28 protein-coding genes, 1 tRNA gene and 2 pseudogenes are annotated in these 25,109 nt (G+C 59.3%); 6 read left to right on the plus strand and 25 right to left on the minus strand.

All coding sequences use genetic code 11. The annotated features are described in order from the left end of the window. The 16 genes from PSH80_RS04185 to PSH80_RS04260 all read right to left on the minus strand — a co-directional run bounded on the left by PSH80_RS04185 (nt 1) and on the right by PSH80_RS04260 (nt 11,686). Nucleotides 1-393: a type III secretion protein gene (locus tag PSH80_RS04185; protein ID WP_115127427.1), complete on the minus strand. Its 393-nt coding sequence runs from the start codon at nt 391-393 to the stop codon at nt 1-3. Between the two features lies 1 nt (nt 394). Next, nucleotides 395-613, minus strand: coding sequence for a hypothetical protein (locus PSH80_RS04190; protein WP_057958291.1), 219 nt, complete (start codon nt 611-613; stop codon nt 395-397). 105 nt (nt 614-718) lie between these two features. Beyond that, nucleotides 719-1,285, minus strand: coding sequence for a type III secretion system stator protein SctL (sctL, locus tag PSH80_RS04195; RefSeq protein WP_332875160.1), 567 nt, complete (start codon nt 1,283-1,285; stop codon nt 719-721). Between the two features lie 7 nt (nt 1,286-1,292). Then, the gene (locus PSH80_RS04200) at nt 1,293-1,874 is read right to left on the minus strand and encodes a hypothetical protein (protein WP_057958292.1); all 582 of its coding nucleotides are present in this window, start codon (nt 1,872-1,874) and stop codon (nt 1,293-1,295) included. Next, nucleotides 1,867-2,655 (minus strand): type III secretion system inner membrane ring lipoprotein SctJ, encoded by a 789-nt coding sequence (gene sctJ, locus PSH80_RS04205; protein ID WP_057958293.1) that lies wholly within the window; start codon nt 2,653-2,655, stop codon nt 1,867-1,869. Before sctJ ends, PSH80_RS04200 begins: the two co-directional genes overlap by 8 nt. 6 nt (nt 2,656-2,661) lie before the next feature. Beyond that, nucleotides 2,662-3,036: a hypothetical protein gene (locus PSH80_RS04210; protein ID WP_057958294.1), complete on the minus strand. Its 375-nt coding sequence runs from the start codon at nt 3,034-3,036 to the stop codon at nt 2,662-2,664. Between the two features lie 63 nt (nt 3,037-3,099). After that, a complete protein-coding gene (locus PSH80_RS04215) occupies nt 3,100-3,279 on the minus strand; it encodes a hypothetical protein (RefSeq protein ID WP_081044173.1) in 180 nt (59 codons plus the stop codon). Nucleotides 3,280-3,456: 177 nt separating this feature from the next. Beyond that, a complete protein-coding gene (locus PSH80_RS04220; RefSeq protein WP_057958295.1) occupies nt 3,457-4,380 on the minus strand; it encodes a sigma 54-interacting transcriptional regulator in 924 nt (307 codons plus the stop codon). A 397-nt stretch (nt 4,381-4,777) separates the two neighbouring features. Next, nucleotides 4,778-5,878: a redox-regulated ATPase YchF gene (gene ychF, locus PSH80_RS04225; RefSeq protein WP_057437736.1), complete on the minus strand. Its 1,101-nt coding sequence runs from the start codon at nt 5,876-5,878 to the stop codon at nt 4,778-4,780. A 22-nt stretch (nt 5,879-5,900) separates the two neighbouring features. Beyond that, nucleotides 5,901-6,485, minus strand: a complete 585-nt coding sequence (gene pth / locus PSH80_RS04230) for an aminoacyl-tRNA hydrolase (RefSeq protein ID WP_032857782.1) — start codon at nt 6,483-6,485, stop codon at nt 5,901-5,903. A 168-nt stretch (nt 6,486-6,653) separates the two neighbouring features. Continuing rightward, entirely contained in the window at nt 6,654-7,253 is a 600-nt protein-coding gene (locus PSH80_RS04235; RefSeq protein WP_057958296.1) for a 50S ribosomal protein L25/general stress protein Ctc, read from the minus strand. Nucleotides 7,254-7,391: 138 nt separating this feature from the next. Then, on the minus strand, nt 7,392-8,333 hold the full coding sequence (locus tag PSH80_RS04240) for a ribose-phosphate pyrophosphokinase (RefSeq protein WP_003171603.1): 942 nt from the start codon (nt 8,331-8,333) through the stop codon (nt 7,392-7,394). A gap of 45 nt (nt 8,334-8,378) precedes the next feature. Next, a tRNA-Gln gene (locus PSH80_RS04245) sits at nt 8,379-8,453 on the minus strand. 36 nt (nt 8,454-8,489) lie between these two features. Further along, nucleotides 8,490-9,338 carry a 4-(cytidine 5'-diphospho)-2-C-methyl-D-erythritol kinase gene (ispE, locus tag PSH80_RS04250; protein ID WP_115127432.1) on the minus strand — a complete coding sequence of 283 codons (849 nt, stop codon included), beginning with the start codon at nt 9,336-9,338 and terminating at the stop codon, nt 8,490-8,492. Nucleotide 9,339: 1 nt separating this feature from the next. After that, nucleotides 9,340-9,957, minus strand: a complete 618-nt coding sequence (gene lolB, locus PSH80_RS04255) for a lipoprotein insertase outer membrane protein LolB (RefSeq protein WP_057437742.1) — start codon at nt 9,955-9,957, stop codon at nt 9,340-9,342. A 4-nt stretch (nt 9,958-9,961) separates the two neighbouring features. Then, nucleotides 9,962-11,686: a tetratricopeptide repeat protein gene (locus PSH80_RS04260; RefSeq protein WP_057958298.1), complete on the minus strand. Its 1,725-nt coding sequence runs from the start codon at nt 11,684-11,686 to the stop codon at nt 9,962-9,964. A gap of 182 nt (nt 11,687-11,868) precedes the next feature. Between PSH80_RS04260 and hemA the strand changes: the two genes are divergently transcribed. The 6 genes and pseudogenes from hemA to PSH80_RS04290 all read left to right on the plus strand — a co-directional run bounded on the left by hemA (nt 11,869) and on the right by PSH80_RS04290 (nt 17,235). Then, nucleotides 11,869-13,158 carry a glutamyl-tRNA reductase gene (gene hemA / locus PSH80_RS04265; RefSeq protein ID WP_057958299.1) on the plus strand — a complete coding sequence of 430 codons (1,290 nt, stop codon included), beginning with the start codon at nt 11,869-11,871 and terminating at the stop codon, nt 13,156-13,158. Continuing rightward, nucleotides 13,155-14,238, plus strand: a pseudogene (gene prfA / locus PSH80_RS04270) (peptide chain release factor 1). The gene hemA and the pseudogene prfA overlap by 4 nt, the downstream one beginning before the upstream one ends. Continuing rightward, nucleotides 14,239-15,067 (plus strand): annotated as a pseudogene (gene prmC / locus PSH80_RS04275) (peptide chain release factor N(5)-glutamine methyltransferase). It begins immediately after the preceding pseudogene. Further along, nucleotides 15,061-15,816: a molybdopterin-synthase adenylyltransferase MoeB gene (locus PSH80_RS04280; protein ID WP_057958301.1), complete on the plus strand. Its 756-nt coding sequence runs from the start codon at nt 15,061-15,063 to the stop codon at nt 15,814-15,816. The pseudogene prmC and the gene PSH80_RS04280 overlap by 7 nt, the downstream one beginning before the upstream one ends. Then, nucleotides 15,809-16,603, plus strand: coding sequence for a glutamate racemase (gene murI, locus PSH80_RS04285; RefSeq protein ID WP_057958302.1), 795 nt, complete (start codon nt 15,809-15,811; stop codon nt 16,601-16,603). The genes PSH80_RS04280 and murI overlap by 8 nt, the downstream gene beginning before the upstream one ends. 113 nt (nt 16,604-16,716) lie before the next feature. Then, nucleotides 16,717-17,235 carry an acyloxyacyl hydrolase gene (locus tag PSH80_RS04290; protein ID WP_057958303.1) on the plus strand — a complete coding sequence of 173 codons (519 nt, stop codon included), beginning with the start codon at nt 16,717-16,719 and terminating at the stop codon, nt 17,233-17,235. A 162-nt stretch (nt 17,236-17,397) separates the two neighbouring features. Here the strand turns inward: PSH80_RS04290 and PSH80_RS04295 are convergent, their stop codons facing one another. Genes PSH80_RS04295 through PSH80_RS04335 form a run of 9 tightly spaced genes read right to left on the minus strand, consistent with a single transcriptional unit; the run spans nt 17,398 to nt 25,106 of the window. Next, complete coding sequence (locus tag PSH80_RS04295) at nt 17,398-17,703, minus strand: YkgJ family cysteine cluster protein (RefSeq protein WP_057958304.1); 306 nt, start codon at nt 17,701-17,703, stop codon at nt 17,398-17,400. 54 nt (nt 17,704-17,757) lie between these two features. Next, on the minus strand, nt 17,758-18,237 hold the full coding sequence (locus PSH80_RS04300; protein ID WP_057958305.1) for a DUF2878 domain-containing protein: 480 nt from the start codon (nt 18,235-18,237) through the stop codon (nt 17,758-17,760). Beyond that, nucleotides 18,230-19,501: a cyclopropane-fatty-acyl-phospholipid synthase family protein gene (locus PSH80_RS04305; protein WP_057437758.1), complete on the minus strand. Its 1,272-nt coding sequence runs from the start codon at nt 19,499-19,501 to the stop codon at nt 18,230-18,232. Before PSH80_RS04305 ends, PSH80_RS04300 begins: the two co-directional genes overlap by 8 nt. Further along, nucleotides 19,488-20,291 (minus strand): DUF1365 domain-containing protein, encoded by an 804-nt coding sequence (locus tag PSH80_RS04310; RefSeq protein ID WP_057958306.1) that lies wholly within the window; start codon nt 20,289-20,291, stop codon nt 19,488-19,490. The genes PSH80_RS04305 and PSH80_RS04310 overlap by 14 nt, the downstream gene beginning before the upstream one ends. Further along, nucleotides 20,288-21,535 (minus strand): NAD(P)/FAD-dependent oxidoreductase, encoded by a 1,248-nt coding sequence (locus PSH80_RS04315; protein WP_057958307.1) that lies wholly within the window; start codon nt 21,533-21,535, stop codon nt 20,288-20,290. Before PSH80_RS04315 ends, PSH80_RS04310 begins: the two co-directional genes overlap by 4 nt. Then, nucleotides 21,532-22,314 (minus strand): SDR family oxidoreductase, encoded by a 783-nt coding sequence (locus PSH80_RS04320; RefSeq protein ID WP_200660674.1) that lies wholly within the window; start codon nt 22,312-22,314, stop codon nt 21,532-21,534. The genes PSH80_RS04315 and PSH80_RS04320 overlap by 4 nt, the downstream gene beginning before the upstream one ends. Further along, the gene (locus tag PSH80_RS04325; protein ID WP_057437765.1) at nt 22,311-22,733 is read right to left on the minus strand and encodes a nuclear transport factor 2 family protein; all 423 of its coding nucleotides are present in this window, start codon (nt 22,731-22,733) and stop codon (nt 22,311-22,313) included. The genes PSH80_RS04320 and PSH80_RS04325 overlap by 4 nt, the downstream gene beginning before the upstream one ends. After that, a complete protein-coding gene (gene phrB / locus PSH80_RS04330; RefSeq protein WP_128593276.1) occupies nt 22,726-24,171 on the minus strand; it encodes a deoxyribodipyrimidine photo-lyase in 1,446 nt (481 codons plus the stop codon). The genes PSH80_RS04325 and phrB overlap by 8 nt, the downstream gene beginning before the upstream one ends. Continuing rightward, complete coding sequence (locus PSH80_RS04335) at nt 24,171-25,106, minus strand: MerR family transcriptional regulator (protein ID WP_057437769.1); 936 nt, start codon at nt 25,104-25,106, stop codon at nt 24,171-24,173. The genes phrB and PSH80_RS04335 overlap by 1 nt, the downstream gene beginning before the upstream one ends. Nucleotides 25,107-25,109: the final 3 nt, after the last annotated feature.

The raw sequence follows: 25,109 nt of genomic DNA on the forward strand, positions 1-25,109 counted from the left end.
TTAGTACGGCAGCGAGCGTAGTGACAGGGGCTTGTGTTTCAGGTTTGGCTTTGCGAGACGCTTGATCATTGCGCGCCAGGTGTCGCGCTGGTTGAGCAGCGTTTCGAGTGTGTTGCACAACAGTTCTGGACTGCACCCACTGATCAATTGTTGACGCAGCCAGAGCGCACCACTTTCCGGTGATTGGGCCAGCGCTCCTTGGAAGTGGTTCAGGCTGGCGCGTCCCAATCGCATCCAGTTTTGCAGGGTGGATTTGTCGGGCCGTTCCTGAGTCAGTTGCACACTTAACAGCAGCACTGGGCCAGAGCGCCGTAAGACAATCTCATCGTTGCCCTCCATCAGGCTGATGTGTTCAGTTTGGTCGTTCATCCAGCGGGCAATCAGCGCATCCACCTTACTGCACGCCGTCAGCAACTATTTTGAGAATGGTATGGCTGGCGCGAACGGCCTCGTTGTAGGCGATCAACGAGTAACGCTCCTGTTTCATCAACTCAGCGAACAAATACTCATCGAAATCTGTGTTGGCAAAATCTTCGTTTATATCGGCTGCCTTGTTTATGCTGCTCTGCAGTTGTCTGAGCAGGTTCTTTTTCACGTCGTGGTGGAAATCCATATATTTTTCTCCTGATGTGTCTGAGCTATGTGGTTCCCCTCAAATTTCAGTTCCATTTGTTTCGGTGTTTATTGATACATCTGTTCGGCAACGCTCCCTGACCCGTCAGGCACCTGGTGTTTGCACGTCACGGACCAGTACTGTTTCGCACAGGCTGGCCCAGTTGATACAGAAGTCCCCTTCCTCCGTTTCCAATACCAGGGATTGAGGACGGACCCGGTCATCAGGACGTAGTGTCCAAAACGTGGCGTGCTGCCTGGAAAGACAGCGTTCTACCTCGGCACACTCAAGTGGGTGACAGAGGAGTGTTGCCTTGCCTGATGGAACTTGAGTCGCCAGTAATTGCTTGACCAAGGCGCTAAGGCGCTGTGCCACAGGTGCCTCTTCAAGCAGGCAGAGGATGGTCTGGTTGGCAATAGAGGTGGCATATTGCTCCAGGTTGTCGCACATAACGTGCTGTTGTTTTTCCCATTCCTTGAGTTGCGCATTGGCCCGCCGCCAGAACTCCAGTGTGAGCTTTTCAAGGGCTTTTTCCCGGTGTTCGGTTGCCTGGCGCAGCAGTTCCTTGGCTTGGACCTTGGCACGGCTCAACAATTGACTGGCCCTGCGGCAATCCGCCAGCATTTCCTGGGAAATCAGGGTTTGCGGTAATCCTGGAGCACCGGTGCGCAACTCGATTTTACGTATGTTCAACATCATCCGTTCTCTGCTCAGTTTGATAAGTGAAGGATTGCTCGCTTGGCATGGTGGTTGCTCGCCAGACTATGGCCTGCCACAGCGTGTCCAGGCGGTTTCGAGCGTCATTGAGTGCGGGTGTGTGCTCTTCAGGGGGGTGGGTCCGACGGCGCTCAAACCGCAATCGAAGGCGTTGCCAGATGGCTGGGGTTACCCAGGCACGTAGCAATTGCAGTGGGTCTTCTTTACCGGACAACAGCGTGTCTGGGCGTAGTGCCTTGGACAGGCGCTGACACCACTCGTATTGGTCTTGGCTCAACTGGCTATCGGTGGCGGGGCGACAAACGTTGTCCAGCAGCGCCAGCATGCTCTCGAGTTGCTCCTGGGGGGCCAGCGCCAAGCGAAGGATTGTGGAGTGGGGCGTGGGCGGCAGGCAGGGTTCGATACCCAGCCGGGTATTCACGAAAACGTGCCGTGGGTGGTACAGGGCGCTCTGTGCATGATATTCGTCGAAGTTGCCCCAGTCGCTGTGTGAAAACTTCCACGGGAAAGCCCACCATCGGGCCCACTCCAACTGCTCACTCATGGGCCGGGGTGGCCGTGGTGAGTGTCTCACGCCGCAGGCGTTGACCACGCCTATGCCAGAACAGGGCGCCAGCCGGTACAAGTACTATGACGGCGGCTATCAACGCGAGGGTGCTGCGCCAAAAAACAAGGTCATCGCCCGGTATCAGAAACGGGCCGAAATAGCTCAGGCGTTGCTGCTCCTGGTAAGCCGTTGCGGGTACGAATACCACGGTCAGTTTTTGTGAGTTATCGACGGCCGTGGCCATGCCGGGAATGCTACTGGCGACCATCCGCCGGACGCGTCCGTGGATACTGTCAGGCTCCAGTCGCGGATCGTGTTTGATAAAGACCGAAGCGGATGCAGGTTGCACGGGTTCTCCAGGTGCAACGCGTTCTGGCAACACTACGTGGACCCGGGCGACAATCACCCCATCGATATTTGACAAGGTCGCCTCCAACTCCTGGGACAAGGCGTAGATGTAGCGGGCACGTTCCTCCAGTGGGGTGGAGATGACGCCTTCCTTGCGAAAGGTATCGCCCATTGTGGCGCGGGCCATCTTGGGCAAACCGACGGCATCAAGTGTACGCACTGCACGACTGATATCGGCGCTGTTCACTCGTACAACCACACCATCTTTGGCGGGGATTTTCTGGGCGCGTATGTGTTTGTCTGCCAGTTCCGCAATCACCTCATTGGCTTCCTGCTCGGAAAGCTGGCGATGGAGTTCGACACTGTCATTACACCCCGTGAGCACTAATGTCAGAGATAAAACCAACCCGGTGACCAGGAGACGAATCATGTTTACCTACTGCAGGTTGCTGATTTTTTCGATGAGCTGGGCACCCTTTGAGAGGCCCTTGACCAGCATCTGTGTTCCCAGCACCGTAGTGGACAGTTGGGTGGAGTAGCCGAGCGAGAAGTTTTCTCTCGTGCCGTTCCCCATCGCTTTCAGGGCTCTGCCCATATAGTTTGACGATTTGAGCAACTGGTTGGACATGTCCGTGAGGGCGTTCGGTGTAACCGTTGGGGCTACGGCTATTGCAGCTTGGCCTGAGTGCTCCAGGCTTGAGATGAAAAAGTTCACATCCTCGCTTTGGAACACAGGAGATGTAGCCATTGTGGAGGTTTTCAGGCGCTTTTCATCGGTTGATGAAAACGCCTGTAGCGCTTCTGTACGCATATAAAATCCCGAAGCCAGACAGTGAGGCTGCGTCCCCTGCCAGGAGGCAGGGGACGCAGTGGGTTATCGCATTGCTTCAATATTTTTTTTCTGTTCACTCAGCTTGAAGGATTCGTTACCTTCCTTCAGGGATTCACGCTGGATGGCTCTACGTTGTGCTTTCAGGTCTGCGTTATCTCCGTCGCCAAAACCAAAATTTGAAGAGCCGCCACTATTACTATTACCAACGCCACTGACACCCATATTTGTTTACTCCATGATCATTAACGTAAAAGGTGGTTGCTGACAGTGTTTCAAATGCCCCTTGACGTTGGGCAGTCAAAGCCTGTAGCCATTATCTATGTGGTTGCAAATAGCATGTCGTTCCAAAGCCTGTGGGAGCAGCTGTATCGAAATATGTCCTTGTTGAGCAGTCTTCATTCACTCCAGCGATATTCCCAGTTGCTTCATTCGATGGTAGAGCGTGCGTTTGGCGATATTCAGTTCGGTCGCCACACTGTCCACGTTATAAACATGGCGGCGCAGGGATTCTTCAATCAGAAGTTTCTCTATTTGCTGCAAGCGTTCTTTTAAGTTCAAATTATTGTCTTCGGTGCTCATTAAAGGCACTGAAGTTGGAGGCAGTCCCAGCACGAAACGCTTGGCGGTTGAGCGCAACTCTCGGACGTTACCGCGCCATGGGTGACACAGCAATTGTTGAATGAGGGTGCTGGGCGGTTGTGGAACTGGGCACTTAAAGTACTCTGCCTCTTGCCGGATCATGTTAAAAAATAACGGAATAATCCGCTCGGGGCGTTCACGTAAGGGGGGGAGGGTGATGTTGACGACATTCAGGCGAAAGTACAGGTCTCGTCTGAACGCACCTTGTTCCACCATGTCGTGCAGCGAATGTTGGGCTGAAGCTATGATGCGTATGTCCAGCGGGATAAACCGCGTAGAGCCCAGCCGCTCGACACCCCGAGCCTCCAGCACACGCAGCAACTTCGCTTGCAAAGTGAGTGGCATGCTATCGATTTCATCCAGGTATAAAGTGCCCAGATGGGCGGCTTCAATAAATCCTGCACGTGATTGTATGGCCCCGGTATAGGCGCCACTGTTGACTCCGAACAGTTGGCTTTCTGCAAGGCTTTCCGGTATCGCTGCGCAATTGATGGCAACAAAGTTACCTTTTCGATGAGATAAACGGTGCACACGTTGCGCCAGTGTATCTTTACCAGTGCCTGTTTCGCCCAACAGCAATATATCGATGTTCTGCGTGGCGGTATTGTGGATTGTGCTTTCGATATCCGGGCACTCGGTTAGCGATGTGTCAGTCTCGAACTCGTACTGATAGGAGGTCGACATATTGCTGTTGCTCCAATAATGTGTCGCTTCACTATTGTGGGATTAAAAGTTTGTTATATGTTGGTAAGTAGATAGTAAAATTTCTGGATTGTCATCGTGGTTAAAAATGGGAAATGGCGACTTTGTTGTGCGAAAGGCTTGGCGGCTTGAGGTTTTATATAAGTCAAGTGTCTGGTTGTGTTGATATGCTTATTCTTGGCAGGAATAGTCTACAAGTAGCTGTGAGTTTTCTGTTGAGAAGATTTTTTGTCTGCGGAGTGGAATATTTGTATTTGAATCTTTTGATTTATAAGGTAAGTGATTGTTTCGTTGTGATAGGTAACAGAAATCATCGCCCACAAAAAAGCCGATGCAGAGCATCGGCTTTTTGTTCTACCGCTTGGATCGTACAGCCAGCTTACACGTTGAAGCGGAAGTGCATCACATCGCCATCCTTGACGACATATTCCTTGCCTTCCAGGCGCCATTTACCGGCTTCCTTGGCCCCGGCTTCACCCTTGAACTGGATAAAGTCGTTGTAGGCGATCACTTCCGCGCGGATAAAGCCTTTTTCGAAGTCGGTGTGGATCACACCGGCAGCCTGTGGCGCGGTGGCGCCGACCTTGACGGTCCAGGCACGTACTTCTTCGACGCCGGCGGTGAAGTAGGTCTGCAGGTGCAGCATTTCGTAGCCCGCACGGATCACGCGGTTCAGGCCAGGCTCTTCCAGGCCCAGGGCCTCGAGGAACATGTCTTTCTCTTCGCCGTCTTCAAGTTCGGCGATTTCCGCTTCGATCTTGTTGCAGACCGGTACAACCATTGCGCCTTCTTCCTCGGCAATGGCCAGGACCACGTCGAGCAGCGGGTTGTTCTCGAAACCGTCTTCAGCCACGTTGGCGATGTACATCACAGGCTTGGTGGTCAGCAGGTGGAAGCCCTTGATCACGGCCTTTTCGTCGACGCTCATGTTCTTCATCAGGCTGCGTGCCGGCTTGCCCAGGGTGAAGTGTGCGATCAACTGCTCCAGCAGGGCCTTCTGGACCACTGCGTCCTTGTCGCCGCCCTTGGCGTTGCGCGTGACCTTTTGCAGTTGCTTCTCGCAGCTGTCGAGGTCGGCGAAGATCAGTTCCAGGTCGATGATCTCGATGTCGCGTTTCGGGTCGACGCTGTTGGAGACGTGAATCACGTTCTCGTCTTCAAAGCAGCGGACCACGTGGGCGATGGCATCGGTCTCACGGATGTTGGCGAGGAACTTGTTGCCCAGGCCTTCACCTTTCGACGCGCCAGCCACCAGGCCGGCGATGTCGACGAACTCCATGGTGGTCGGCAGGATGCGCTTGGGATTGACGATGGCCGCCAGGGCCTCCAGGCGCGGATCGGGCATTGGCACGATACCGGTGTTGGGTTCGATGGTGCAGAAGGGGAAGTTCTCCGCCGCAATACCGGACTTGGTCAGGGCGTTGAACAGGGTGGACTTGCCGACGTTAGGTAAGCCGACGATGCCGCAATTGAATCCCATGGTGTTTCCCCTCGCAAAAAAGTCAGGCCTTCTGGCTGTGCAGGTTTTTCATCGCACGGTTCCATTCACCGGCGAAGATATCCGGCAGCACGCCGAGGGCAAAGTCGATGCTGGCATCGAGTTTTTCCTGTTCGGCGCGTGGCGCACGACCCAGGACGAAATTTGAAACCATACTGGCAACGCCTGGGTGGCCAATGCCGAGCCGCAGGCGGTAAAACGTATTCTGATTGCCCAACTGCGCAATGATGTCGCGCAGGCCATTATGACCGCCGTGGCCGCCGCCTTGCTTGAGCTTGGCAACGCCGGGTGGCAGGTCCAGTTCGTCATGGGCCACCAGGATTTCTTCGGGTTTGATCCGGAAGAAGCCCGCAAGCGCCGCGACAGCCTGGCCGCTGCGGTTCATGTAGGTGGTGGGAATCAGCAGACGAACATCCTGACCCTGATGCGAGAAGCGTCCGGTCAGGCCAAAATATTTGCGATCGGCCACCAGGTTGATGCCTTGGGCGTGGGCGATGCGCTCAACAAAAAGGGCCCCCGCGTTGTGCCGGGTCTGTTCGTATTCGGCGCCTGGATTTCCCAGGCCAACGATCAGTTTAATGGCAGTCACGACAGGGGCCCTTCCTTTGGAGTTGTGGATAACATCGCCGCAACCTCATTGCGGCGAAAGTGGACGACAGGAGCTCACTTATCCAGAGATAAACTTCGCGTTATCGCCCGCTTTCTCGCTACGTTTCGGTCCGCGATGTTTCCTCAAGCTCCGGCATTACAGAGTGAATTACTCTGCAGCGCCTTCTTCAGCTTCTGGAGCAACACGTGGAGCGTGGACGTTGGCAACAGCCTTGTCATCACCGTGAGCCAGAGCAACGAACTCAACGCCTTTAGGGGCCTTGAGGTCGGACAGGTGAACGATGTCACCGATTTCCAGAGCCGACAGGTCGACTTCGATGAACTCAGGCAGGTCTTTAGGCAGGCAGGTCACTTCGATCTCGGCGATAAGGTGCGAGACTTCGCCGCCTTTCTTGACCGGAGCTTCTTCACCAGCAAAGTGCACAGGTACGATAGCGGTCAGTTTCTGACCTGCTACGACGCGTACGAAGTCAGCGTGCAACACGTGACCTTTAGCTGGGTGACGTTGCAGGGCCTTGATGATGACGTTCTGCTTTTTGCCGCCAACGTTCAGCTCGATGATGTGGCTGTAGGCCGCATCGTTTTCGAGCAGTTTGGCAATTTCTTTAGCCAGCATGCTGATGGACTCAGGGGCTTTTTCGCCACCGTAGACTACAGCTGGAACCAGGCTTGCGAGACGACGCAGGCGGCGGCTCGCACCTTTCCCCAGGTCGGAACGCAGTTCAGCATTCAAAGTAAAATCGTTCATGTTGTATCTCCAAAATAACCACATTCGCCCCAGCGTTTGCGACCAGCGCTAAAGGCGATATGGGCAAAAAAGCCCCGCCCCAGCATTGTGCTGGGGCGGGGCGCTTTTCGTCAGGTTGATGCCGCCAGGGTTTGACCCTTAGCGGAACATCGCGCTGATCGATTCTTCATTGCTGATACGGCGAACCGCCTCAGCAACAACCGGTGCGATATCCAGTTGACGGATACGTGCACAGGCTTGAGCAGCAGCGGACAACGGGATGGTGTTAGTCACCACCAGTTCGTCCAGCACAGAGTTCTCGATGTTCTCGATCGCTCGGCCCGACAGCACAGGGTGTGTGCAGTAGGCGAAGACTTTAGCCGCACCGTGCTCTTTCAAGGCTTTTGCCGCGTGGCACAAGGTGCCGGCGGTATCAACCATGTCATCGACCAGAATACAGGTACGCCCTTCGACATCACCGATGATATGCATCACTTCAGAGTGATTGGCTTTCTCGCGGCGTTTGTCGATGATCCCGAGGTCCACGCCCAGGGATTTGGCAACAGCCCGTGCACGCACGACGCCACCAATGTCCGGGGACACGATCATCAGGTTTTCAAAGCGCTGGTCTTCGATGTCATCCACCAGAACGGGGGAGCCGTAGATGTTATCTACCGGAATATCGAAGAACCCCTGGATTTGGTCAGCGTGCAGGTCAACCGTGAGAACACGGTCGATACCTACCACGGTCAGCATGTCAGCGACGACTTTCGCGCTGATAGCCACACGTGCGGAACGCGGACGGCGATCCTGACGGGCATAACCAAAGTAAGGGATTACAGCTGTGATTCGAGTCGCTGAGGAGCGGCGGAAGGCATCAGCCATCACGACGAGTTCCATCAGGTTATCGTTGGTCGGAGCGCAAGTCGGCTGAATAATGAAAACATCTTTACCGCGGACATTTTCATTGATCTCGGCTGTAATTTCGCCGTCGGAAAACTTACCGACAGAGATGTCACCGAGAGGGATATGCAGCTGACGTACGACACGTCGAGCCAGATCGGGGTTAGCGTTCCCCGTAAAGACCATCATCTTGGACACGCGCAGTACCTAGAGGCTGAGGGTAACCTGGATGAGTATAGAAAATGGCAGGGGCGGCTGGATTCGAACCAACGCATGGCAGGATCAAAACCTGCTGCCTTACCGCTTGGCGACGCCCCTGTATCTGTTGCAACGAGTACCCAGTACTCGGTTCCTTTAGAGCAGACTTTGCAGCTTGCGATGCAACATCGAAACGTTGCTTCCCTTTGCTACAAACCCTGTAAGGGTCTCTGTAAGAAGGGCCGAGACTTTATCAGCTTCAGCTTTGCTTGGGAAGCCCCCAAACACACAACTTCCAGTTCCGGTGAGTTTTGCTTCGGTAAATTTACCTAACAAATTCAATGCGTTACGTACATCTGGATAACGCCTTGCTACCACCGGTAAGCAGTCATTTCGACTGTTTCCCTTGGGAACGGGGCGCACTTTAATGGGAGAAGAGTTACGTGTCAACAACGGATCTGAAAAAATTTCTGCTGTACTTACAGATACTTGCGGAACAAGCACGACATACCACGGCTCTTCGGGGTCTACAGGGGTGAGTTTTTCCCCTACACCCTCAGCAAATGCGGCGTGTCCACGCACAAAAACCGGGACGTCGGCGCCCAGGGTCAGGCCCAGTGCGGCCAGGCGATCTTCATCCCAGCCAAGCTGCCACAAGTGATTGAGGCCGAGCAGGGTGGTCGCGGCATTCGAGCTGCCACCACCGATACCGCCACCCATGGGCAGGATTTTGTCGATCCAGATATCAATGCCCAGCGGGCAACCGGATTGTTCCTGAAGTTTTTTTGCGGCCTTCACGATCAGATTGCTGTCATGGGGCACGTCGGCAAATTCGGTGTGCAGCTGAATCACGCCATCGTCGCGCACGGCGAAGGTCATCTCATCGCCATAATCGAGAAACTGAAACAGCGTCTGCAACTCGTGGTAGCCGTCTTCACGACGCCCGAGGATGTGCAGCATCAGATTGAGCTTGGCCGGGGAGGGCAGGGTCAGGCGTTCGCTCATGTCACTGCCCCAGCTTGCGTGGTTGCCAGTCCTTGATCACCAGCGTGACGTCAAGGTTGGAGCCGTGCAGCTTGATGCGTTCGGGCAGCCAGTAGCCGCTTTGTTCCACATAGCTGAGGTATTCGACCCGCCAGCCATCCTGCTCCAGGGTGGCCAGGCGGCTGTCGCCATTGAGGCTCAGACGGCTCTTGCTCTCGGGCGCGGGCAGGCCGCGAACCCACCAGACCAGATGGGAGACCGGCAGCTTCCAGCCGACCTGCTCTTCAAGCAAGGCTTCCGGCGATGGCGCTTCGTAGCGGCCCTGATTGGCCACTTCCAGGCTCACTTGCCCCGGTCGGCCGGTCAGGCGCGCAGCACCGCGACCCAGGGGGCCAGAAAGGCGGATGTCGTAATAGTCCTGGCGTTGCAGCCAGAACAAGGTGCCGCTGCCCGAATCCTTCGGTGCGCGAACCCCGATCTTGCCCTCGATCTGCCAGCCATCAATGCTGCTGAGCTGATCCTTATGCTGCCGCCACTGTGCCGGGTTGCCCTGGCCTTCGACGGACTCACGGGCACCGAAGCCCGCACAACCGGCGAGCAGGGCGATAAAACTGAAAACGATGGCGTGGCGCAAAAACATAGAATTAAAGAGTCTCGGATCCGGTCAGGCGCTTGATGGTGCTGCGCAGGATAGGGCTGTCGGGTTGTTCCTTGAGGAACTTGCCCCAGATTTGTCGGGCTTCGCGTTGTTTGCCCTGGGCCCAGAGCACTTCGCCCAGGTGCGCGGCGACTTCCTGGTCGGGGAATCGCTCCAGGGCCTGGCGCAGCAGGCGTTCGGCTTCATCGAGGTTGCCCAGGCGGTAGTTCACCCAGCCCAGGCTGTCGAGCACTGCCGGGTCTTCCGGGTTGAGCTGGTGCGCCTGTTCGATCAGAGCCTTGGCCTCGGCATAGCGCGTCGTACGGTCTGACAAGGTGTAACCCAGGGCGTTCAGTGCCATGGCGTTGTCCGGGTCACGCTTGATGATCAGGCGCAGATCTTTTTCCATCTGTGCCAGGTCATTGCGTTTTTCGGCCTGCATGGCGCGGGTGTACAGCAGGTTCAGGTCGTCGGGGTATTGCAGCAGGGCCTGGGCGAGGATTTTCCAGGCGCGCTCCCCCTGATTGTTGGCCGACAAGGTTTCGGCCTGGATCAGATACAGCTGGATGGCGTAGTCCGGCTCGGCATCGCGGGCGGCGGCCAGGCGTTTTTCGGCTTCGTCGGTGCGGCCGTTATTCATCAGGATATCGGCCTGGCGCAGTTGTGCCGGCAGATAGTCATTGCCGGGGCCGACCTGGGCGTACTCGATCAGCGCGCCTTGCGGGTCATCCCGTTCTTCGGCGATGCGCCCCAGGTTCAGGTGGGCCGAATCGACATGGCTTTCCCGCGCGATCAGGTCTTCCAGGTAGCCCTTGGCCTCTTCCCAGGCCTTGGCTTCCAGGCAGACCAGCGCCAGGGAATAACGCAATTCGTCATCGTCCGGGTATTGCTGGACCAGGCTGGCGAACTCCACCTTGGCGTCTTCCATGCGGTCCTGTTCTACCAGCATGCGCGCATAAGTCAGGCGCAGACGCTTGTCGTCCGGATACTTCTTGATGCTTTTTTGCAGCAGCGGCAAGGCTTCCTTACCGCGGTTGAGGCTTTGCAGCAGGCGCGCGCGCAGCAGCAGCGGGGCGATCTCACCTTCTTCCGGCGGGTTTTGCTCCAGCAGCTTGAGGGCCGCCTGCGGTTCGTCATCCTGTTGCAGCAGCAGCGCCTTGCCAAATACCAGTTGGCCATTGCTCGGGTGCTTTTGCAGCAGGCGGTCGAAACTCTTCATCAGACCATCGCGGGTGTCCTGGTCGGTGTCGGCAGCAGACAGGGCGAGGAAGTCGAAATGGGTATCGCCCTTGCCCTGCAAGACTTTCTCCATATAGACCATGGAGTCGTCGTAGCGCCCGGCACGCGCCAGCTGGATTGCCGCAGCGCGTTGGGCTTCGAGGTCGTCCGGGGCGTTTTTCGCCCAGATCAGCGCGGTGTCCAGGGCGGCCTGGTCGGCGCCCAGGTATTCGGCGATGCGAAACGCGCGCTCGGAAATCCCCGGGTCCTGGGTGTTGATGGCCTGGGTCACGTAGTTATCCAGGGCAATGTCGAAACGATTGCGCTGGCCGGCCAGCTCCGCGCTCAGCAGGCTGAACACCGTTTCTTCGCTGAACGAGGAATAAACCTTGGGCTTTTCAGGGGCGGGGGTGTTGTCTTCCACCGGCGCAGGACTCTGCGGCGATACGGGGGCCATGGACTGGCAGCCGCCTAGGAAGGCAAGGGCAAGGAGCAACGCGGAAGATCTATTCATATAGGAAGAGGACGACTAACCTGCGGTCGGATCATCATGACACAAGCCCTCGGCCAAACATAACCGAGTCTCAATTGGCGCCTTTATAGGCATAGGGCATTAGGACAATAGACGACGGTGGTTGTTCTGAATCAGTCGAAGTAGGACAATTGTCGGCTTCTCGACATCATCAGCGATATTGAATGGCCTTCCTTGCTCTGGGTATCAACCACAAGACTGCTTCTGTAGACGTCCGCGAGCGCGTGGCGTTTACCCCGGAGCAGTTGGTTGAGGCTTTGCAGCAGCTGTGCCGGCTCACCGACAGCCGCGAAGCTGCGATCCTTTCCACCTGCAACCGCAGCGAGCTCTATATAGAGCAGGAACATCTTTCGTCGGATGGGGTGCTGCGCTGGCTGGCTGATTACCACCATTTGAGCCTGGATGACCTGCGCGCCAGCGCTTATGTGCATGAAGATGATGCGGCAGTTCGTCACATGATGCGTGTGGCGTCCGGGCTCGATTCGCTGGTGTTGGGCGAACCGCAGATCCTCGGCCAGATGAAATCGGCCTACGCCGTAGCCCGCGAAGCCGGGACCGTGGGGCCGTTGTTGGGGCGTTTGTTCCAGGCCACTTTCAACTCGGCCAAACAGGTGCGCACTGATACGGCCATCGGTGAAAACCCGGTCTCCGTGGCGTTTGCCGCCGTCAGCCTGGCCAAGCAGATTTTCAGCGACCTGCAACGCAGCCAGGCCCTGCTGATCGGCGCGGGCGAGACCATCACCCTGGTCGCCCGGCACCTGCATGACCTGGGCGTGAAGCGCATCGTGGTGGCCAACCGGACCCTGGAGCGCGCCAGCATCCTGGCCGAAGAGTTCGGCGCCCACGCCGTGTTGCTGGCCGATATTCCGGCCGAACTGGTGCGCAGCGATATCGTCATCAGTTCCACCGCCAGCCAGTTGCCGATCCTCGGCAAGGGCGCAGTGGAAAGCGCCCTGAAACTGCGCAAGCACAAACCGATTTTCATGGTGGATATCGCCGTTCCCCGGGATATCGAGCCGGAAGTCGGCGAGTTGGACGACGTTTACCTCTATAGCGTCGACGATCTGCACGAAGTGGTCGCCGAAAACCTCAAGAGCCGCCAGGGCGCTGCCCAGGCGGCCGAGGAAATGGTCGCGATCGGCGCCGATGACTTTATGGTGCGCCTGCGCGAGCTGGCCGCCGTGGATGTGCTCAAGGCCTATCGCCAACAGGGCGAGCGCTTGCGTGACGAAGAATTGATCAAGGCCCAGCGCCTGCTGGCCAATGGCGGCAACGCTGAAGACATTTTGATGCAATTGGCCCGTGGCCTTACCAACAAGCTGTTGCATGCTCCCAGCGTACAGCTTAAAAAACTGACAGCCGAAGGCCGCCTCGATGCGCTGGCCATGGCCCAGGAACTCTTTGCCCTCGGAGAGGGCGCGTCAGACAGCTCTTCGGATAAAAAACCGCAATGAAAGCGTCACTGCTCAATAAACTGGACGTGCTCCAGGACCGTTTCGAAGAACTGACTGCCTTGCTCGGCGATGGCGAGGTTATTTCCGATCAGACCAAGTTCCGTGCCTATTCCAAGGAATACGCCGAAGTTGAGCCGATTGTCACCACCTATTCGCAACTGCTCAAAGTGCAGGCCGACCTCGAAGGTGCCCAGGCACTGCTCAAGGACAGCGACCCGGACATGCGTGAAATGGCCGTGGAAGAAGTCCGCGAAGCCAAAGATAAGCTCATCGAGTTGGAGGGCGACCTGCAACGCATGTTGCTGCCCAAAGACCCCAACGACGGGCGCAACGTATTCCTGGAAATCCGCGCCGGTACTGGCGGTGACGAGGCGGCGATCTTCTCCGGCGACCTGTTCCGCATGTATTCGCGCTATGCCGAGCGGCGCGGCTGGCGCGTGGAAATCCTCTCGGAGAACGAAGGGGAGCACGGCGGCTACAAGGAAATCATTGCCCGGGTCGAAGGCGAGAACGTCTACGGCAAGCTGAAATTCGAGTCCGGCGTGCACCGCGTACAGCGTGTGCCCGCCACCGAATCCCAGGGCCGTATCCATACCTCGGCCTGCACCGTGGCGGTATTGCCCGAGCCGGACGAGCAGGAAGCCATTGAAATCAACCCGGCAGACTTGCGGGTCGACACTTACCGCTCGTCGGGCGCCGGTGGCCAGCACGTCAACAAGACCGACTCGGCGATCCGCATCACCCACTTGCCGTCCGGCATTGTGGTGGAGTGCCAGGAAGAACGCTCCCAGCACAAGAACCGTGCGCGGGCCATGTCCTGGTTGTCGGCCAAGCTCAACGACCAGCAGACCAGCGCCGCCGCCAACGCCATTGCCAGTGAGCGCAAGTTGCTGGTGGGCTCGGGTGACCGTTCCGAACGCATTCGCACCTATAACTACGCCCAAGGGCCGGGTTACCGACCATCGGGTCAACCTGACCCTGTATTCCCTGGACGAGATCCTTGCCGGTGGCGTGGACGCAGTGATCGAGCCGTTGCTCGCCGAATACCAGGCGGACCAACTGGCCGCGATAGGTGAATAAATGACCATTATTGCCAGCTTGCTGCGCCGCCGACCTGCCGGACTCGCCTACCGCGCGCCTGGATGTGGAGTTGTTGCTGGCCGCTGCCTTGGGCAAGTCCCGCAGTTACCTACACACCTGGCCGGAAAAAATCGTCAGCAGCGAAGACGCGCTGCGCTTTGCCGACTACCTGCAACGTCGCCGCAGCGGCGAGCCGGTGGCCTATATCCTCGGCCAGCAAGGTTTCTGGAGGCTTGACCTGGAAGTCGCGCCGCACACCCTGATCCCGCGCCCGGACACCGAACTGCTGGTGGAAGCGGCCCTGGAGTTGTTGCCCGCGACCCCGGCCAATGTCCTCGACCTGGGCACTGGCAGCGGCGCCATCGCCCTGGCCCTGGCCAGCGAGCGCCCGGCCTGGCGCGTGACGGCGGTGGATCGCGTGCTGGAAGCCGTGGCCCTGGCCGAGCGCAATCGCCAGCGCCTGCACCTGGATAACGTCACGGTGCTCAATAGTCACTGGTTCAGCGCCCTCAAAGATCACACCTATCACCTGATCATCAGCAACCCGCCCTATATTGCCGACAGCGATCCGCACCTGGCGGCGGGCGATGTGCGTTTCGAGCCGGCCAGCGCATTGGTGGCCGGCCACGACGGCCTGGACGACCTGCGCCTGATCATCGCCCAGGCGCCGCAGCACCTGGAGGCCGGTGGCTGGTTGTTGCTCGAGCATGGTTACGACCAGGCTCCGGCCGTGCGCGACCTGCTGCTGGCGCAAGGTTTCGAAGAGGTCCACAGCCGTATCGACCTCGGCGGCCATGAGCGCATCAGCCTGGGACGCCGGCCGTGCTGACCGATCAGGAGCTGTTGCGCTACAGCCGGCAGATCCTGTTGCAACAGGTCGATATCGACGGCCAGTTACGCCTGAAAAACAGCCGCGTGCTGATTGTCGGCCTTGGCGGCCTGGGCGCTCCGGTGGCCTTGTACCTGGCAGCGGCTGGCGTCGGTGAGCTGCATCTGGCGGACTTTGACACCGTCGACCTGACCAACCTGCAACGCCAGATCATCCACGACACCGACAGCATCGGCCTGAGCAAGGTCGATTCCGCCATCGGCCGCTTGAGCGCGATCAACCCCGAGATCCGACTGATTGCCCACCGCACGGCGCTGGACGCTGATTCGTTGGCCGCCGCCGTGGCCAATGTGGACCTGGTGCTCGACTGCTGTGACAACTTCGCCACCCGCGAAGCGGTGAACGCGGCGTGCGTGGCAGCTGGCAAGCCCCTGGTCAGCGGCGCGGCGATTCGCCTCGAAGGCCAGCTCTCGGTGTTTGATCCGCGGCGCCCGGAAAGCCCGTGCTACCACTGCTTATATGGGCACGGCAGCGATACCGAGCTGACCTGCAGCGAAGCCGGCGTCGTCGGCCCGCTGGTGGGGTTGGTCGGCAGCCTGCAAGCCCTGGAAGCCCTGAAGCTGCTGGCTGGCTTTGGCACACCGCTGGTTGGGCGCCTGCTGTTGATCGACGCCCTGGGCACACGTTTTCGCGAACTGCGGGTCAAGCGCGATCCCGGTTGCAGCGTCTGCGGCAGCCAGCATGGTTAAGGATGCACCGATTGGTGTGTTCGACTCCGGCGTTGGCGGCCTGTCGGTGCTGGACGAAATTCATCGTTTATTGCCCCATGAGTCGCTGCTGTACGTGGCGGATTGCGGGCATATCCCCTACGGCGAGAAAACCCCGGCGTTCATTCGCGAACGTTCGCGGGTGGTCGCGGAGTTTTTCCGCGAGCAGGGCGCCAAGGCCTTTGTGATCGCCTGCAACACGGCAACCGTAGCCGCGGTTGCGGACTTGCGTATTGATTATCCGGATTGGCCCCTGGTGGGCATGGAGCCGGCAGTCAAACCAGCCGCCGCCGCGACCCGCAGCGGGGTGATCGGGGTGCTCGCCACCACGGGCACCCTGCAAAGCGCCAAGTTCGCCGCGTTACTGGACCGCTTTGCCAGCGATGTGCGGGTGGTCACCCAACCCTGTCCGGGGCTGGTGGAGTTGATCGAGGCCGGCGACCTGGGCAGCCCGGCGCTGCGCCAGTTGTTGCAGGGGTACGTCACGCCGCTGGTCGAGGCCGGGTGCGACACCATCATCCTCGGTTGCACTCATTATCCTTTCCTCAAGCCATTGCTGGCGACGATGCTGCCACCGACGGTCATCCTGATCGACACCGGGGCGGCCGTGGCGCGTCAGTTGCAGCGTCTGCTGGGCGAGCGCCAACTGCTGGCCGAGGGCAATCCTCGGGCTGCGCAGTTCTGGACCAGCGGTGATCCGCAGCATCTAAGAAATATCCTACCCACACTGTGGAAGTTCAGCGGCGTTGTGCGAAGCTTCGGCCTGTGAAAAATTCGTGAAATAGCGGGTTTTTTAGCTGAACTTCTGCGTAGTCCGTGATTTCTATAGCTCTTGATTAGCGGTACACAACCATACAACTTCGTTTGGAAAGGATGTTTCTTATGAAGCGCTTGTTCTATTTGGCTGCGATTGCAGCCGCTGTGTTGGGACACTCGGTTTCGGCCCAGGCTGCCGGCCTGGAGTTTGCGGTAGGGCATACCAGCGATTCGACCATGACTTATCGTCTGGGCCTGCAATCGGACTGGGACAAGAGCTGGTGGCAGAGCGATGTGGGGCGCCTGACCGGCTACTGGAGCGGCGCTTATACCTTCTGGGACGGTGATGAGCGGGCGAGTGTCAGCAGCCTGTCGTTTTCGCCGGTGTTTGTGTACGAATTCGCCGGCGAGTCGGTGAAACCCTATATCGAAGCGGGGATCGGTGTGGCGCTGTTCTCACGCACCCGGATCGAGGACAACAACATCGGCGGGGCCTTCCAGTTCGAAGACCGCCTGGGCTTCGGCTTGCGTTTTGCCGGCGGGCATCAGGTGGGGATCCGTGCCACGCACTATTCCAACGCAGGCATCAGTAGTCACAACGATGGTATCGAGAGCTATTCGTTGAACTACACCCTGCCGCTCTGATATTCCCCGGCACAGCAGAGCCCATGTGGAAGCCGGGCTTGTGTGGGAGTCGGGCTTGCCCGCGATGCAGATGGCTCGGTGCTTCAGACAAACCGAAGTGATGCTATCGCAGGCAAGCCCACATAAGCCCGCTCCCCCATTTGAGCTCGGCAGTTTTCACGGTCAGCGGTAGACCGTCGCAATCCCCTGGCGCTCTTCAAGGCACTCCGGCGCGCCCATCTCGAACTCCCGGCAAATCAGCGGTCGCTTCTCATAGATGGTGCACATCATCGTGTCGCGATCCAGCGCCGCGCACCAGCCGTCGTCCAGGCGCAGCATGACTTCGCCGCCCCAATCGTCCGTGTCGATAAAGCGATCAGGCACGCCAGTGTCAGTGATCAACATGACTTCCAGTTGGCAGCAGCAAGCTGCACACGTGGAGCACGTCACGGCGGGTTCGGCGATTTGAATGTGGGGAATGGTGGTCATAGGCGCGCAGTGTAAGGCAAGCCGGTCGGGCGCGTGTGAAAGCTCTGACGGACGTCAGCGCGCGAGCCGGTGCAGGCCAGGAAATACCACAGCCCACAGCAGTGCGATGGCCGCCAGGGTCGGGGCCGTGGCAAACCCGAAGCTCACGCCTGCCAACTGGCTACCGGCGTAGTACGACAGCGGCCCGCCCACTGCTCCCAGCAGGCTTGCGCGCCACCAGGGCCGGGCGCTCCAGGCCAGGCAGTGGCGCAAGGTAGTCGCCAGCAGCGCCCACAGCAAGATTAACCACAGAGGAATCAACGGGCCTGGATCACTGAATTCAAATACACCGGCCGTGCGCAACAGCGTGTCGAGCAGGGTGCCCAGCACGGTCACGCTCAAGATCAACCGCCCTTCAACGGCCCACGAAGTTATCCACAGCAGGTGGATTGCCAGCACGCCCAGCCCGAGCAATAACCACAGGCTGTCGCCACCCATCACACAGGCAAACCAGCCGCACTGGAACAGCGCGGCATTGGCCAGGTTTTTAAGCATTGAAGCGCCCGAGCAGTGGTTGTGTCACCGCGCCAGGTTTGGCCAGGAGCAATTGCGCGGTGCCGATGGTGCGTTCCATAAAACCACCTTCGCAGTAGCACAGATAGAACTCCCACAACCGCAGGAAGTATTCGTCGTAGCCCAGTTCCGTGAGGCGGCCATGGGCACGGCGAAAATTCTCATGCCACAAGCGCAGGGTTCGCGCGTAATGCAGGCCGAAGTCTTCCATGTGCAGCAGGTTCATATCGGTGTCGCGACTGACGATCTGCAACATCTTCTGTACACAGGGCAGGGCGCCACCGGGGAAAATGTAGCGCTGGATAAAGTCGACGCTGCTCTTGGCCTGTTCATAGCGCTGTTCGCGGATGGTGATTGCCTGCAGCAGCATCAGCCCGTCGCTCTTGAGCAAGTGCGCGCATTGCTTGAAGTAGGTGGGCAGGAAACGATGGCCCACGGCCTCGATCATTTCAATGGACACCAGTTTGTCGTACTGCCCGCTCAAGTCGCGGTAGTCCTGCAACAGCAATGTCACCTGATTTTGCAAACCCAGGGCCTGGATGCGCTGTTCGGTGTAGGCAAACTGCTCTTTGGACAAGGTGGTCGTGGTGACCCGGCAGCCATACTGCTGCGCCGCGTACAGGGCCATGCTGCCCCAGCCGGTGCCGATTTCCAGCAGGTGGTCCGAAGGCTTGAGCGCGAGTTTCTGGCAGATGCGTTCGAGCTTGTTGAGCTGCGCCTGTTCCAGGGTGTCGTCGGCGGTGAGGAACTGCGCCGCCGAATACATCATGGTCGGGTCGAGAAACTCCTGGAACAGGTCGTTGCCCAGGTCGTAGTGAGCAGCGATGTTCTTTTGCGAGCCCTTGCGGGTATTGCGGTTGAGCCAGTGCAGGCCCTGGGTGAATGGGCGGGCCAACTTGGCCAAGCCGCCTTCCAGGGCATCCAGTACTTCAAGGTTGCTGACCATCACCCGCACCACCGCGGTCAGGTCCGGGCTGCTCCAGTAACCATGAATAAACGCCTCGCCGGCGCCGATGGAACCGTTGGCGGCTACCAGGCCCCACACCGCCGGGTCGAGGATCTGGATTTCCCCCAGCAAGTGCGCCTCCCGTGCGCCGAACACCTGGCGCTCACCGTCCTCGACCACCACCAGTTGGCCGTGACGCAGGTTGCCGAGTTGACGCAGCACGGCCTTGCGCAACAACGCGCCGGTCAGGCCATTGACGTTCAGGCGATTGGATTTGACCGATAAGCTAGGGGATTTCATGGCGGCGATCCTTGGGATACCCAGTTGCACAGGCGCCATCGGCGGCCTGATGGGGGAAAATCGGTGTGCGTTTAAGCAGCAAGCGCAGGGCTTGCCAGTAAATTGCCAGGCCGGTCTTGGCGGTCATCCACGGGAAGCGCCACAAGTAGCGATGCAGGCTGGCGCGGTCCAGGGCTTCGCGTTGCAGGCTCAAGGTGGCGTCGAACACCTTGGTCTCGCCCTGCCAGTCGGCCATATGCACCCCCAGGCGCTGGCCGGGTGGGCTGAAGCTCATGCGGTATTCCAGGTCCCGGGGCAAGAACGGCGACACATGAAACGCCTTGGCCACCGCGAAATGCTGGTGCTCGCCGCCCGCCAGGGCGCGGGCCGGCAGCACGTAGTGATAGCGTTCGCGCCATGGGGTGTTGGTCACTTCACAGACAATCGCCGCCAGTTGCCCATCAGCCTCGAAGCAGTAAAAGAAACTCACCGGGTTGAACGCCAGGCCCCAACTGCGGACCTGGGTCAGCAGGCAGACAGTGCCCTGTGGGGTATGCCCCAACGCCGTACTGACCACCTGGCGCACGGCATCAGTCAAACAGGTGCCGTCGCGGGTCAATTCAGGCAGGTAGTCCTGCTGGCGCAATGAAAACGGCGCGAAGCGGCCACGGCCGGCGAACGGCGACAGCCCCAGCACCTGCTCCTGTTCGCTGAGGTCCAGGTACAGCAGGCCGATGCGATAGCGAAACGCATGCCCCTTGGCGGTAAATCGCCGATGGGCGATCCAGCCACTGTAGAGGGCGCTGTTCACAGGGTTTCCCCGAAGGCCTGGGCCACGCGCAGGGCACTGACCACGCCGTCTTCATGAAAGCCGTTGGCCCAGTAGGCCCCACAATAATAGGTGTGCTGGGCGCCATGCAGTTCTTCCCAGCGCGCTTGCGCCGCCACCGCCGCCAGGCTGTATTGGGGATGGGCATAGGTGTAGCGGGCAAGGATTTTCAGCGGGTTGATAATTGCTGTCTGATTGAGGCTCACGCAAAAGGTGGTGGGGCTGTCGATGCCTTGCAGGATGTTCATGGCGTAGGTGACGGCCGCTGGCTTGTGCATACTGGCGTCCAGTCGATAGTTCCAGCTGGCCCAGGCCAGTGGGCGATCGGGCAGCAAGCGGGTGTCGGTGTGCAGGGCCACGTCGTTGTCGGCGTAGGTTATCGCCCCAAGAATCTGCTGCTCAGCCTGGCTCGGGTCGTTCAGCAGGGCCAGGGCCTGGTCGCTGTGGCAGGCGAAGACAACCTTGTCGAAAATTTCACGGCCATCGGCACTGTGGATGACCACACCTTCCGGTGTGCGCTCGACTTTTTGCACCGGGCAGTTGAGGCGGATCTGTTGGCGAAACGAATCGGTCAGGGGCTCGATATAACGGCTGGAGCCGCCCTCGATCACACACCACTGCGGCCGATTGTTCACCGACAGCAGGCCGTGGTTCTTGAAGAAGCGCACGAAGAACTGCAGCGGAAACCCCAGCATGTCCGCCAGGGGCATCGACCAGATCGCCGCGCCCATGGGCACGATGTAGTGCCGGATAAAGCGCGGGCCGTAGTTGCCCGCCTGCAGGTATTCGCCCAGGGTCGTCTGTGCGCTGATGCGTTGCTCCTGCAAATCCAGCGGCGCCTGGCGATTGAAGCGCAGGATATCGCGCAACATCCCCCAGAAGCCGGGGGACAGGATATTGCTGCGCTGGGCGAACAGGCTGTTGAGGTTATTGCCGTTGTACTCGAGGTTTTCCTCTGGGGCACAGACCGAGAAACTCATTTCGGTCGGTTTGAACGGCACGCCGATCTGCCTCAGCAAACGGATGAAGTTGGGGTAGGTCCAGTCGTTGAACACAATAAAGCCGGTGTCCACCGCGTAATGTCTGTCATCGACGGTCACGTCTACCGTATGGGTATGGCCGCCAATCCGGTCGGCGGCTTCGAACAGGGTGATGTCGTGGCGGCGACTGAGCAGGTAGGCGCTGGTCAGCCCGGAAATCCCACTGCCGATAATGGCGATCTTCACAGGTCGTCCTTTTGTGGCGGTGGGCTGCGCAGCATGCGCTTGCCGATGATCAGTTGCGCGCGGTTCGGCAGTTTCGACAAAGGCCAGAGGGTGGCAATAAACAGTGCCGGGAAGGCGATCTCCAGTGGGCGTTTTTCCAGTTTGCCGAAAATATGCCGCGCTGCTTTGTCGGCCGGCCAGCTCAAGGGCATCGGGAAATCATTGCGTTCGGTCAACGGCGTATCGACGAAGCCGGGGCTGACCACCGTGACATCAATGCCTTCGGGAGACAGGTCGATGCGCAGCGATTCGAACAAATAGCGCAGGCCTGCCTTGGACGCGCCGTAGGCTTCTGCGCGGGGCATCGGCAGGTAGGTGACGGCACTGGCGACGCCCACCAGGTGCGGGGTTGACCCGGCGCGCAGCAGCGGCAATGCGGCTTCGATGCAATAACTGCTGGCCAGCAGGTTGGTGCGCACCACGTGTTCGATAATCGACGCATCGAACTGCTTGGCATCCACATATTCGCAGGTGCCGGCATTCAGGATCACGGTGTCCAGGGCGCCCCAGGTTCGCATGATGTGCTCGCCGATTTCCCGGACCACCTGGCTGTTGGTCAAGTCGCCGGGGACCACCAGCACTTGCCCGGGGTAACGTTGCGCAAGTTGCTCCAGCGGCGCTTGGGTGCGCGCACTCAGCGCGACCTGCGCCCCACTGCCGAGCAACTCTTCGGCCAGGGCCGCACCGATACCGCTGCTTGCCCCGGTCAGCCAATAACGGCGTGGCGATGTCAGGCTCATGCCATTCTCCCTTTCAACCAACGGATCAACCGGCCGAGTACCGGCAGGTGTTCGTAAAGCAGCGCTCCGGCATCAAAGTAATCGCGGTGCCGGTAAACCTTGTCGTGCCATAACAGGTGAGAGCAGCCTTGCACCTGAATCTGTTGGCCGCCCGCCAACCGCGGGTGGCAAAAGCTCATGGTCCAGCGCAGGTAACCTTCGCCTTCGGCCACGTGGTCGAAACCGTGGAAGTCAAAATGCAATGGGTCGACGTTGCTGTAAAGCTCGGCAAAGTACGCCTTCAGCGCGCTGATACCGTGGACCTGGTGCAGTGGATCGGTAAACGCTATGTCCTGGCTGTACAGGCTGTCGAGCCGGTGCAGGTTGTGTTTGTCCAGGGTGGCGAAGGACTCGGCGAACTGGCGCAGGAAGTCACTCATACACACCCCCTGCCACCTGGCGTGAGGGCAGGGCACGAAAGGCCGCCAGCGCCCGCTCGCGGGAAGACTTCAGATCGACGATGGGCCGTGGGTAGTCGGCCACGCCAAACAGCCCGCCGACAGCGTCGGGGTTGTGCACTTCCTTTTTGTTCAATCCCGCCAGTTGTGGCAGCCACTGCTTGATAAAACGCCCTTCGCCATCGAATTTCTCGGACTGGCTCAACGGGCTGAAAATCCGGAAGTACGGTGCCGAGTCGGTGCCGGTGGACGAACTCCATTGCCAGCCGCCGTTATTGGCCGCCAGGTCGCCGTCGATCAAGTGGCGCATAAAAAAGCGCTCGCCTTCGCGCCAGTCGATCAGCAGGTTCTTGGTCAGAAACATCGCCACCACCATGCGCAGGCGGTTATGCATCCAGCCGGTTTCCAAGAGCTGACGCATCGCGGCATCAATGATCGGCAGGCCGGTGCGTGCCTCTTGCCAGGCGGCCAGATCAGCGGGAGCGTGGCGCCAGGCCACAGCTTCGGTTTCCGGGCGAAAGGCACGATGGCGCGACACCCGTGGGTAACCCACCAGGATATGTTTGTAGAACTCGCGCCACAGCAACTCGTTGATCCAGGTGATTGCGCCGATGTCGCCGCTTTCGAATTCACCCTGGTTACTTTGCAGCGCCGCATGCAGGCACTGGCGTGGCGAAATCACGCCGGCGGCGAGGTACGCAGACAGTTGGCTGGTGCCGGGCTTGGCCGGGAAGTCGCGTTCATCCTTGTAATAGCTGATTTGTGCGTCGGCAAACTGGGCAAGGCGTCGCTGCGCCTCGTCTTCACCGGCCGGCCAAAGGGCGCGCAGGGTGTCGCTGGGCGGGGCAAATCCCTTGACCTGCTCGGGAACTGCATCACTGGCGAACGGCAGCGCGGCCTGCGCCTTGGGCGTCGCCACCCGGCGCGGCAGGGCACTGTGCAGGCGGTTGTAACAGACCTTGCGAAACTGGCTGAACACCTGGAAGTAAGTGCCGGTCTTGGTCAATACGCTGCCAGGCTGAAACAGCAGTTGGTCCAGATAGCTATGAAACCCCACCCCGTGTGCTTCCAGAGCCTGGGCCACGGCGGCATCGCGCCGGCTTTCGTGGATCCCGTATTCTTCGTTGGTGTGCACGCTCTCGACTGACAGGGCCTGGCACACCTGCACCAGTACCTGTGGCACCTGGTCCCAAGTGTCGGCATGGCGGATCAGCAGGGGAATATTCAGCTCTCCCAGGGCCAGGCTCAGGGCCTTGAGGTTGCGCAGCCAGAAGTCCACCTTGCACGGCGCATCGTCATGGGCCAGCCACTGATCGGCGGTAATCAGGTACACCGCCGCTGTCGGGCCGCGCTGGCAGGCGGCAGCGAGGGCGGTGTTGTCATGCAGGCGCAGGTCGCTGCGCAGCCAGATCAGATGCATTAGAGAAGCCCACGCTGGATCAGGAGCTGATGGGCCGACAAGGGGTCTTCGGCCAGCACCAATTGAGGGGTGTCCTGGGTTAATACGGATAACTCGGCTTGGTGGATGCACACCGTCGGTCCGGCGATCAGGATCGGGCAGTGGGTGCCGCTCAGCAGTTTCGGCAAGGTCGCTAAATGGAGGGCCTTGCTCGAGTACAGCAGCACGGCGCGCGGTTGCAGGTGCTCGACAGCCAGGGCCAGTTCGCCGGTGGGCAACGGCCAGTCGAAAACTTCCACCGGGCAATCGGCGCTGCTGGCCAGCCAGGCGCTCAGCCACAGGTGCGGTTCGAGCGGCAGGTCGGAATGGTTGATCAGCAACAATGGCGGGCCGTTGAGCTGGCGGTTGTTGTGATACATCCGTGCGCCGAACTTGCTGCGCAGCCAGGAATGGAAAAACACCCGCTCCGTCTGCGCGCCGAACTGGCCTTGCCAGCGCTGCTCCAGCTCCTTGAGCAGTGGCAACAGCAGTTGCTCGCACAGGGTACGCGGCGGGTAAAGGGCCATGGCCTGGTTGAACACGTCGTCGACCCGGCGCTCGGCCAGTTGACCGATGGCCTGGATCAAGGTCTGGCGCAGGTTCTGCCATTCGTTTTCGACGCTGTCGTCCACCGGCTGGGCGTTGTCGATCAACTGCTTGACCTGGCTTACCGGTACGCCTCGGTTGAGCCACGTCAGGATAGTCTGGATACGCTGCACATGGTCGGCGTTGAACAGCCGATGGCCCTTGGGCGTACGCTGCGGCACGATCAGGCCGTAACGCCGTTCCCAGGCGCGCAGGGTCACCGCGTTGACCCCGGTCTGGCGGGCCACTTCGCGAATCGGCAGCCAGCCTTGTTCCAGGGCCAGGGCCACATCTTCGACGGGTTGGGCAGGGGGTTGCGGGGAAACATTCATGGG

It is taken from the genome of Pseudomonas sp. FP818 (assembly GCF_030687335.1).
GTDB lineage: Bacteria > Pseudomonadota > Gammaproteobacteria > Pseudomonadales > Pseudomonadaceae > Aquipseudomonas > Aquipseudomonas shahriarae.

Coding starts and splice junctions, on each gene's coding strand:
- PSH80_RS04190 (WP_057958291.1), bottom strand. CDS start 613: ATGGATTTCCACCACGACGTGAAAAAGAACCTGCTCAGACAACTGCAG.
- PSH80_RS04200 (WP_057958292.1), bottom strand. CDS start 1,874: ATGAGTGAGCAGTTGGAGTGGGCCCGATGGTGGGCTTTCCCGTGGAAG.
- sctJ (WP_057958293.1), bottom strand. CDS start 2,655: ATGATTCGTCTCCTGGTCACCGGGTTGGTTTTATCTCTGACATTAGTG.
- PSH80_RS04210 (WP_057958294.1), bottom strand. CDS start 3,036: ATGCGTACAGAAGCGCTACAGGCGTTTTCATCAACCGATGAAAAGCGC.
- PSH80_RS04215 (WP_081044173.1), bottom strand. CDS start 3,279: ATGGGTGTCAGTGGCGTTGGTAATAGTAATAGTGGCGGCTCTTCAAAT.
- PSH80_RS04220 (WP_057958295.1), bottom strand. CDS start 4,380: ATGTCGACCTCCTATCAGTACGAGTTCGAGACTGACACATCGCTAACC.
- ychF (WP_057437736.1), bottom strand. CDS start 5,878: ATGGGATTCAATTGCGGCATCGTCGGCTTACCTAACGTCGGCAAGTCC.
- PSH80_RS04235 (WP_057958296.1), bottom strand. CDS start 7,253: ATGAACGATTTTACTTTGAATGCTGAACTGCGTTCCGACCTGGGGAAA.
- ispE (WP_115127432.1), bottom strand. CDS start 9,338: ATGAGCGAACGCCTGACCCTGCCCTCCCCGGCCAAGCTCAATCTGATG.
- lolB (WP_057437742.1), bottom strand. CDS start 9,957: ATGTTTTTGCGCCACGCCATCGTTTTCAGTTTTATCGCCCTGCTCGCC.
- PSH80_RS04260 (WP_057958298.1), bottom strand. CDS start 11,686: ATGAATAGATCTTCCGCGTTGCTCCTTGCCCTTGCCTTCCTAGGCGGC.
- hemA (WP_057958299.1), top strand. CDS start 11,869: ATGGCCTTCCTTGCTCTGGGTATCAACCACAAGACTGCTTCTGTAGAC.
- murI (WP_057958302.1), top strand. CDS start 15,809: ATGGTTAAGGATGCACCGATTGGTGTGTTCGACTCCGGCGTTGGCGGC.
- PSH80_RS04290 (WP_057958303.1), top strand. CDS start 16,717: ATGAAGCGCTTGTTCTATTTGGCTGCGATTGCAGCCGCTGTGTTGGGA.
- PSH80_RS04295 (WP_057958304.1), bottom strand. CDS start 17,703: ATGACCACCATTCCCCACATTCAAATCGCCGAACCCGCCGTGACGTGC.
- PSH80_RS04300 (WP_057958305.1), bottom strand. CDS start 18,237: ATGCTTAAAAACCTGGCCAATGCCGCGCTGTTCCAGTGCGGCTGGTTT.
- PSH80_RS04305 (WP_057437758.1), bottom strand. CDS start 19,501: ATGAAATCCCCTAGCTTATCGGTCAAATCCAATCGCCTGAACGTCAAT.
- PSH80_RS04320 (WP_200660674.1), bottom strand. CDS start 22,314: ATGAGCCTGACATCGCCACGCCGTTATTGGCTGACCGGGGCAAGCAGC.
- PSH80_RS04325 (WP_057437765.1), bottom strand. CDS start 22,733: ATGAGTGACTTCCTGCGCCAGTTCGCCGAGTCCTTCGCCACCCTGGAC.
- phrB (WP_128593276.1), bottom strand. CDS start 24,171: ATGCATCTGATCTGGCTGCGCAGCGACCTGCGCCTGCATGACAACACC.
- PSH80_RS04335 (WP_057437769.1), bottom strand. CDS start 25,106: ATGAATGTTTCCCCGCAACCCCCTGCCCAACCCGTCGAAGATGTGGCC.